Genomic DNA, 8,018 nt, shown 5'->3' on the forward strand with positions numbered 1-8,018 from the left:
CCTGCCGTCTCTGCGCTCCGCCACCGTGGCCCGGTGCCGCGCTCGGTCCGACGACCGGGTGCGGCACCGGGCCACAGGCGTTTCACATGCCGTGTGAGATCACGACGCGTCGAACGAGCGTGCCTTCAGCGACCGGACGATCCCGGCGCGGCCCTCGACGATGAGCCGGCGCAGCGCCGGCGGATGCTCCCCGGCGAGGAAGTCGTCGGCCGCTGCCACCGCATCCTCGGTGACGGCCCACGACGGGTACAGACCCACCACTACCGTCTGCGCGACCTCGCTCGAGCGCCGCCCCCACACCTGCGGAACCTCGGCGAAGTACCGTGCGACATACGGTGCGAGCAAGTCGCTCTGACCCAGCGGCGCGAACCCGCCGATGACGGCTCGGGCGGTGACGTTGGGGACGGTGTCGTCGTGCACGACGGTCTCCCAGACCTGTTCCTTCACTTCCGCCTGTGGCCGGGCGGCGCGTGCCGCAGCTGCCTGGCGGGCGCCTGCCGCAGTGGCGTCGCGGCGGGCCTCCGCGTCGATGAACGGCGACTCGACCCCGTCACTGTCGATCTCGCCCGCCGCGGCGAGCGCGTGGACGATGCGCCAGCGCAGGTCCGTGTCGACGACGAGTCCGTCCAGTCCCACCGACGCCGGGTCTGCGTCGAGCAGTTCGGTCAGTACTTCGGTGTGCCACGGCGACAGTTGCGCGCTGCTCAGCGCATTGACGAACGCGAGCTGGTGATCCGATCCCGCCTCGGCCTCGCGGGCAAGCTCGAGCAGCCGGTTCGCGAAGTCGGGCCAGCCTCGCTCGTTCGCCCACGACGGCTCCGAGTAGCTTGCCAGTGCGGTGGCCGCTTGCATCAGCAGACGCTGCACGACGCCCACTTCGGTTTCGGCGGCGATGCCGCGCTGCACGAGTGCGACGAAGTCCCGAGCCTTCAGTTCCGCCTGCCGGGTCATCTCCCACGCGGCCGACCACACGAGGGTGCGCGGCAACGAGTCGGTGATGTCGCCGATGCGCTCGAGGACCGTCGAGAGCGACTCGTCGTCGAGGCGCACCGAGCAGTACGTCAGGTCGTCGTCGTTGACGAGCACGAACTTGCCGCGGGGCACTCCCACCAGTTCGGGGACGTCGGTGCGCTCGGCCGCGTCGACATCGATCTCGACGCGGTGGGTCCGGACGAGCTTGCCCGAGCCGTCGTCGTCGTACACACCGATCGCCAGACGATGGACCCGCAGTTCACCGGCGCCGGGCAGGGCGCCTTCCTGAACCACCGCGAAGCGGGTGAACGTGCCGTCGGCGGCGACCTCGAAATCGGGTCGCATGATGTTCAGCCCGGTGGTCTTGAGCCACTGCGCTCCCCACCCGGACAGGTCGCGTCCGGAGGACTTCTCGAGAGCAGCGAGCAGGTCGTCGAAAGTGGCGTTGCCGTACGCGTGCTCGCGGAAGTAGTCGCGCAGCCCCGCGAGGAACGGTTCCTGCCCCACATAGGCGACGAGTTGCTTGAGCACCGACGCGCCCTTGGCGTAGGTGATGCCGTCGAAGTTGACCTCCACGGCGGCGAGGTCGGGGATGTCCGCGGCGATCGGATGCGTGGACGGCAGCTGATCCTGCCGGTACGCCCACGACTTCTCGACGTTCGCGAAGGTCGTCCACGCGTTGGTGTACTCGGTTGCCGACGCCTGGCACAGCACCGACGCGAAAGTCGCGAAGGACTCGTTGAGCCACAGGTCGTCCCACCACCGCATGGTGACGAGGTCGCCGAACCACATGTGTGCCATCTCGTGCAGCACCGTCTCGGCGCGGCGTTCGTACGAGTACCGGGTCACCTTGGAGCGGAAGACGTAATCCTCGAGGAATGTCACCGCCCCCGCGTTCTCCATTGCGCCGGCGTTGAACTCGGGCACGAACAGCTGGTCGTACTTGCCGAACGCGTACGGCACACCGAAGTTGTCGTGGTAGAAACCGAAACCCTGCTTGGTTTCGGTGAAGAGGCGGTCGGCATCCATGTGTTCCGCGAGCGACGCGCGGCAGTAGAGGCCCAGCGGGATGGTGCCGTGCGCGTCGCTGTACTCGTCCGTCCACTGCGCGTACGGACCGGCGATCAGCGCGACGAGGTAGGTGCTCATGCGCGGTGTCGTCCGGAAGATGTGCTGCCCCGGTTGCGCGGCCGCCGTCTGCACCTCCGCACCGTTGGAGATGACCTTCCAGCTCTCGGGCGCGGTCACGGAGACGTCGAACGTCGCCTTGAGATCGGGCTGATCGAAGCACGCGAACATCCGCTTCGCGTCGGCGGTCTCGAACTGGGAGTAGAGGTACACCGCGTCGTCGGTGGGGTCGACGAATCGGTGCAGACCCTCGCCGGTGTTGGTGTAGAGGCACTCGGCGTCGACGACGAGTTCGTTCCGTGCCGCCAGGCCCGTCAGGGCGATCCCGGTGTCCTCGGTGTAGCCGGACACGTCGACCGGGGCGCCGTTGAGGGTGGCCGAGGTGACCGATTTCGCGATGAGGTCGATGAACGTCGACGCACCTTCGGTCGCGTCGAAGCGCACGGTGGTGAGAGAGCGGAACGTCGTGGTGCCGGGTGCTCCGGCTCCGTCCGTCAGATCGAGCTCGATGCTGTAGTTGTCGACGGACAACACGGCGGCGCGCTCGGCGGCCTGCTCGCGGGTGAGATTGGGTGGTGCCACAGAAGAGCTCCTTTTCACGACGGGATGTCGGCAGGCATCCATCCCATCATGATCGGGGTAGCGCCATGGTCGGGACGTCGGAACGTCGCCCGTGCGGACAGGGCGGGGAAGAATACGGCCCGACAGACTGTTGGACGGCGTATCGCGGCAACCGCCGGGTTCGGACCATCCTGAGGAGACCTTCGTGAGCGACTCGACCACCCCCACCGGCAAGGACACCGCCGATTTCTGGTTCGACCCGCTGTGCCCGTGGTGCTGGGTGACCTCACGCTGGATTCTCGAGGTCACGAAGGTGCGCGACATCGAGGCACGCTTCCACGTGATGAGCCTGGCAGTGCTCAACGAGGGCCGCGATCTCCCGGAGGAGTACGCCGAACGCATGAAGGACGCATGGGGTCCCGTGCGTGTCGCCATCGCCGCGGCACAGAAGTACGGCGACGACATCCTCTCGCCGCTCTACACCGCGATGGGCACCCGGATCCACAACGAGGGCAACGAGAACCTCGACGACGTCGTCGCCGGCGCGCTCGCGGAACTCGACCTCGATCCGTCGCTGGCCGACGCCGCGACCAGCACCGAGTACGACACGGCGCTGCGTGCGAGTCACGCCGCGGGAATGGACGCCGTGGGCCAGGACGTGGGAACGCCGACCATTCACGTCAACGGCATCGCGTTCTTCGGACCGGTGTTGTCGAAGATTCCGCGCGGTGAAGAAGCCGGCACCGTGTGGGACGGCGTCGTCGCACTCGCGTCGTACCCGCACTTCTTCGAGCTCAAGCGCAGCCGCAACGAGGACCCGACGTTCGACTGAGGTCCGAGCCTGCCCGGTGCTTCGGACGCGAGACGCGTTCGAAGCACCGGGCGCGGCGTCTTCGGGCACATCCGGGCAGGGCGTCGGTCCGCACACCGGGGACTCGTTAGACTCTGCTCATGCGCGTGTACCTGGGAGCCGACCATGCCGGTTTCGAACGTAAGAATCAGATCATCGAACACCTGACCGCGAACGGCCACGAGGCGATCGACTGCGGCGCCTTCGAGTACGACGCTCAGGACGACTACCCGGCGTTCTGCATCGAGGCCGCCCGTCGCACCGTTGCGGACGAGGGAAGCCTCGGACTGGTGCTCGGTGGCAGCGGGAACGGCGAGCAGATCGCGGCGAACAAGGTCCCGGGCGCGCGGTGCGCGCTGGCGTGGAGCGTCGAGACCGCCACCCTCGCCCGCGAACACAACAATGCTCAGCTGATCGGCATCGGCGGCCGGATGCACACGCTCGAGGAAACCCTCGCGATCGTGGATGCCTTCCTCGCGGCCGAGTGGTCGAACGAGGAACGTCACCAGCGTCGCATCGACATTCTTGCCGAGTACGAGAAGACCGGTGTGGCTCCGGCCGTGCCGGGCACATCGAACTGACCTGTGCCCGAAGGACATATCCTGCACCGGCTCGCCCGGTTGCACACCGAGTGGTATTCGGGTGCGCCGGTGCGGGTGTCCAGTCCCCAGGGACGCTTCGAGGACGGTGCCCGGGCAGTCGACGGGCGGGTCCTCGTCCACGTCGACGCGTGGGGCAAGCATCTGTTCCATCATTACGACGGTGGCCTCGCGGTGCATGTCCACCTCGGTATCTACGGAGCCTTCACCGACACGGAGTTGCCGCTGGGCGAACCGGTGGGGCAGGTCCGCATGCGGATGATCGGTGCTCGTCACGGCAGCGACCTGCGCGGTCCTGCGGCGTGCGAGGTGCTCACCGAGGGTGAGGTCGACGCGATCGAGGCGCGCCTCGGACCGGATCCGCTGCGTCCGGACGCCGACGCGGAGCGGGTGTGGACACGAATGAGCCGCTCCCGCAGCCAGATCGGCTCGCTGCTGATGGATCAATCCGTGATCGCCGGGGTCGGCAACGTCTATCGCGCGGAAGTGTTGTTCCGCCACAACATTCATCCCGGTCGGCCCGGACGCGATCTCACACGCGACGAATTCGATGCGCTGTGGAGCGATCTCGTCGAACTCATGGAAGTGGGGGCGCAGCGCGGGCGAATGCACGTCGTCCGCACCGAACACGACGACGGGATGCCCTCCTATGCGAAGGACCGTCCCCGCACGTACGTGTACCGCCGTACCGGTGAGCCCTGTCGTGTGTGCGGGACCCCGGTGCTGCACAAGGTGATGGGTGCGCGGAACCTCTTCTGGTGCCCGACGTGTCAGCCGGACTGACCAGCGGCCGGGTCGACGCCGGGATCGCCGGCCGAGCCGACGACAGCGTCGACTCCGATGCGTAGGCATTCGTCGAACACGTCCCGATCCGGCACCGCGACGGGATCGACGGTGACCCCGATCCCGCATCCCGCCCGGTACGACATGAGCGTCGCGTTGAACGCGGCGCCGTGCGTCGGGCCGAAACCGTAATACCGCTCGACTTTCGCGCCACCGATGTAGAGCGGCGCGCTCGACCCGGGGAGGGTGGCGGTCAGTACGTCGTGCGCGCCGAAGAGCGCCTCGCTGTTCGACAGTGTGGTCACCGGTTCTCCGCGCAATCCCCGGCCACCCGCGGGACGTGAGTCCGCGCCGTCGGGAAAACTGGTGCGATCCGTCTCGATCCGGCGCATCAGTTCTTCCGGGTTCGAAGCACTGTCGAGCAACTCGACCGTGACGGGGTGGCTCGTGGACACCGGAATTGCGGCGCGCAGGTTGTCGGCCTTACGCCCCTGGCGGTGCTGGTATGCAGCGCACGCGAGCAGCATCGCGGCGGCGAAGCCGCTCTCGAGTCCGCAGTTCGACCGGTCGGTTGCGACCCGGAGGTCTGCGAGCGGAACGTCGACCACATGAAGCCGGTACGGCAAGTGCCGGTGAGAGGAGTGGTCGGACGCCGGGCGCCCATCCGGGGTGTCTGCGGGTTCTCCCAGAAGAGTCTTCACGACGGAAGTCGCAGTGCGGGCCAGTCCGCGTGTGGCCGAGCGTGCCCACGACCGGACGGGATCGCCCGTGTCGTCGGGGGCCGCGAGGTGATGCAATCGGATCACCAGGGCAGACCGCCCGCCCGTCAGTCCGTCGAGCAGTGTCAGCCCCCACAGAGGGTGCCGCACGGCCGGTGTCGGGGGAGCGGTGCCCGCGAAGTCGAGTACGTCGGCGAACGTGGCGTGCGGGGGTAAGGACACCCGGTCGAGGTGCCACGGCGGATCGGAATCGGGGTCGCCGGCCCATCGCGGAGCTTCGAGCCCGAACGGCACGTCGACGACCCGGTGCCGGAAGCTCGGCGCCTCGTGATTTCCCGGTGCCAGCATGCCGGTGACGCGATCCCAGTCCGGAACGGCGTCGAGGGCGACGACCGCCACGACGACCGAACGCGGCACGGGAACGGTGGTTCCGTCGCGGTCGGGTCGGTCGGTCACAGTGGGGACGCTCTCACACGATCCGGCCCGCGACACCGATCTTGTGTGGCGCATCGCGGATTCGAGTCGAAACGGTGATCCGCCGTCGCCGGCGCGCAGACCGGGACGGAAACGACAAAACGTCCGCCGACCTGGTGGTCGGCGGACGTTTGCCCTGGAGGGGATGACGGGAATCGAACCCGCGTAGCCAGTTTGGAAGACTGGGGCTCTACCATTGAGCTACATCCCCGTTGCCGTTGCTTTCACCGTTTCCGCGGTGTCCGCTCCGTGCAGGATGAGACTGTACCGAACCTCGCTTTGGATTTCATAATCGGGGGGCCGTAGGATTCTGCTGCGGGTCCCCAGGGATGCTCTAGGGGTAGCCGGTGACGGGATGTGGCGCAGCTTGGTAGCGCATCCGCTTTGGGAGCGGAGGGTCGCAGGTTCGAATCCTGTCATCCCGACCAGATCGAACGGCGTCAGCGCGCTCAGTAGTGACACGAACGACCGACCAGACAGCACGACAGAAGGAGCATGTCCCGTGAAGAGCACCGTCGAGCAGCTGAGCCCGACGCGAGTCCGTATCAACGTTGAGGTGCCCTTCGAGGAACTCCAGCCTGATTTCGACCGCGCCTTCCAGTCCCTCGCAGGACAGGTGCGCATCCCGGGCTTCCGTCCGGGCAAGGCGCCCCGCAAGATCCTCGAGGCCCGTGTCGGACGCGGCGCCGTGCTCGAGCAGGTCGTCAACGACGCCATCCAGTCCCGCTACAACGAGGCTGTGACCAGCAACGAGGTCAAGGTCCTGGGCCAGCCCGAGATCGACGTGACCAAGCTCGAGGACAACGTGGAGCTCGTCTTCAACGCCGAGGTCGACGTGCGTCCCGAGATCACCCTGCCGGACTTCTCCGAGATCGCCGTCACCGTCGACCCCGTCGAGATCACGGACGAGGACATCGAGGAGCAGCTGCTGTCGCTGCGTCAGCGCTTCGGCACCCTCAAGGGCGTCGAACGTCCCGTGCAGAACGGCGACTTCGTCTCCATCGACCTGTCGGCGACCGTCGACGGTGAAGAGGTCACCGAGGCCGCCACCGAGGGTCTGTCCCACGAGGTCGGTTCCGGACAGCTCATCGACGGACTCGACGACGCGATCATCGGCACCTCCGCCGGTGAGTCGAAGGACTTCAACTCCACCCTCCTGGCGGGCGAGTTCGCCGGCAAGGAAGCGGTCGTCACCGTCAAGGTGAACTCGGTCAAGGAGCGCGAGCTCCCCGAGGCCGACGACGACTTCGCGCAGCTCGCGAGCGAGTTCGACACCATCGACGAGCTGACCGCCGACCTGCGTGAGCGCGTCGAGCGCGTCAAGAAGGTCGAGCAGGCCGGCCAGATCCGCGACAAGGTCCTCGAGGTTCTCCTCGACACCGTCGAGATCCCGCTCCCCGACGCGGTCGTCCAGGCCGAGGTCGACAGCGCGGTCCACGACGCGATCCACGAGCTCGATCACGACGAAGCCCAGCTCGACAAGCTGCTCGAGGCTCAGGGTTCGAGCCGTGAGGAGTTCGACAAGGAGGCTCGCGAGTCGGCCGAGCGTTCCGTGAAGACCCAGCTGCTGCTGGACGCGATCGCCGAGGCAGAGGGCACCACCGTCGAGCAGCAGGAGCTGACCGAGCGGATCTTCTTCCAGGCGCAGCGCTACGGCATCCCGCCCGAGCAGTTCATTCAGCAGATCAGCCAGGCCAACCAGCTCGGCGCGGTTTTCGCCGACGTGCGTCGCGGCAAGGCGCTCGGCTCGGTGGTCGATCGCGTGACCGTCACCGACACCACCGGTGCGTCGGTCGACACGAGCGAGCTGTTCGGCACCAAGAAGGACGACGCGGATGCCGAGGATTCGGCTGCCGAGAGCACCGAGGATTCGGCCTCCGAGTAGTCGGTTTTTTTTCCGCTTTGAGCGAAGAGGGGCGGCACCGGGCATCC

Annotated in this window: 6 protein-coding genes and 2 tRNA genes; 5 read left to right on the forward strand and 3 right to left on the reverse strand. The window is 67.3% G+C overall.

Annotated features, from left to right (window positions below; all coding sequences use genetic code 11):
• Positions 1-99 precede the first annotated feature (99 nt).
• Positions 100-2,682, reverse strand: coding sequence for an aminopeptidase N (gene pepN, locus ACFWBU_RS15250; RefSeq protein ID WP_378528652.1), 2,583 nt, complete (start codon positions 2,680-2,682; stop codon positions 100-102).
• A gap of 184 nt (positions 2,683-2,866) precedes the next feature.
• Between pepN and ACFWBU_RS15255 the strand changes: the two genes are divergently transcribed.
• The 3 genes from ACFWBU_RS15255 (at position 2,867) to ACFWBU_RS15265 (ending at position 4,893) form a co-directional block, all read left to right on the forward strand.
• Complete coding sequence (locus tag ACFWBU_RS15255; protein WP_169620470.1) at positions 2,867-3,493, forward strand: DsbA family protein; 627 nt, start codon at positions 2,867-2,869, stop codon at positions 3,491-3,493.
• 119 nt (positions 3,494-3,612) lie between these two features.
• Entirely contained in the window at positions 3,613-4,092 is a 480-nt protein-coding gene (locus tag ACFWBU_RS15260; protein ID WP_169653216.1) for a ribose-5-phosphate isomerase, read from the forward strand.
• Between the two features lie 3 nt (positions 4,093-4,095).
• Entirely contained in the window at positions 4,096-4,893 is a 798-nt protein-coding gene (locus ACFWBU_RS15265; RefSeq protein ID WP_378528653.1) for an Fpg/Nei family DNA glycosylase, read from the forward strand.
• Here ACFWBU_RS15265 and ACFWBU_RS15270 read toward each other — a convergent pair.
• Complete coding sequence (locus ACFWBU_RS15270) at positions 4,881-6,068, reverse strand: wax ester/triacylglycerol synthase domain-containing protein (RefSeq protein ID WP_378528654.1); 1,188 nt, start codon at positions 6,066-6,068, stop codon at positions 4,881-4,883. The genes ACFWBU_RS15265 and ACFWBU_RS15270 overlap by 13 nt on opposite strands.
• Before the next feature lie 155 nt (positions 6,069-6,223).
• Positions 6,224-6,297 (reverse strand) — tRNA-Gly (locus ACFWBU_RS15275).
• 140 nt (positions 6,298-6,437) lie between these two features.
• On the opposite strand from ACFWBU_RS15275, the gene ACFWBU_RS15280 reads away from it, so the two are divergent.
• A tRNA-Pro gene (locus ACFWBU_RS15280) sits at positions 6,438-6,514 on the forward strand.
• Positions 6,515-6,588: 74 nt separating this feature from the next.
• Positions 6,589-7,971, forward strand: coding sequence for a trigger factor (gene tig / locus ACFWBU_RS15285; protein ID WP_169620474.1), 1,383 nt, complete (start codon positions 6,589-6,591; stop codon positions 7,969-7,971).
• Positions 7,972-8,018 lie beyond the last annotated feature (47 nt).

The sequence above is a fragment of the Rhodococcus sp. NPDC060084 genome (assembly GCF_042730335.1).
Classification (GTDB): Bacteria; Actinomycetota; Actinomycetes; order Mycobacteriales; family Mycobacteriaceae; genus Rhodococcus.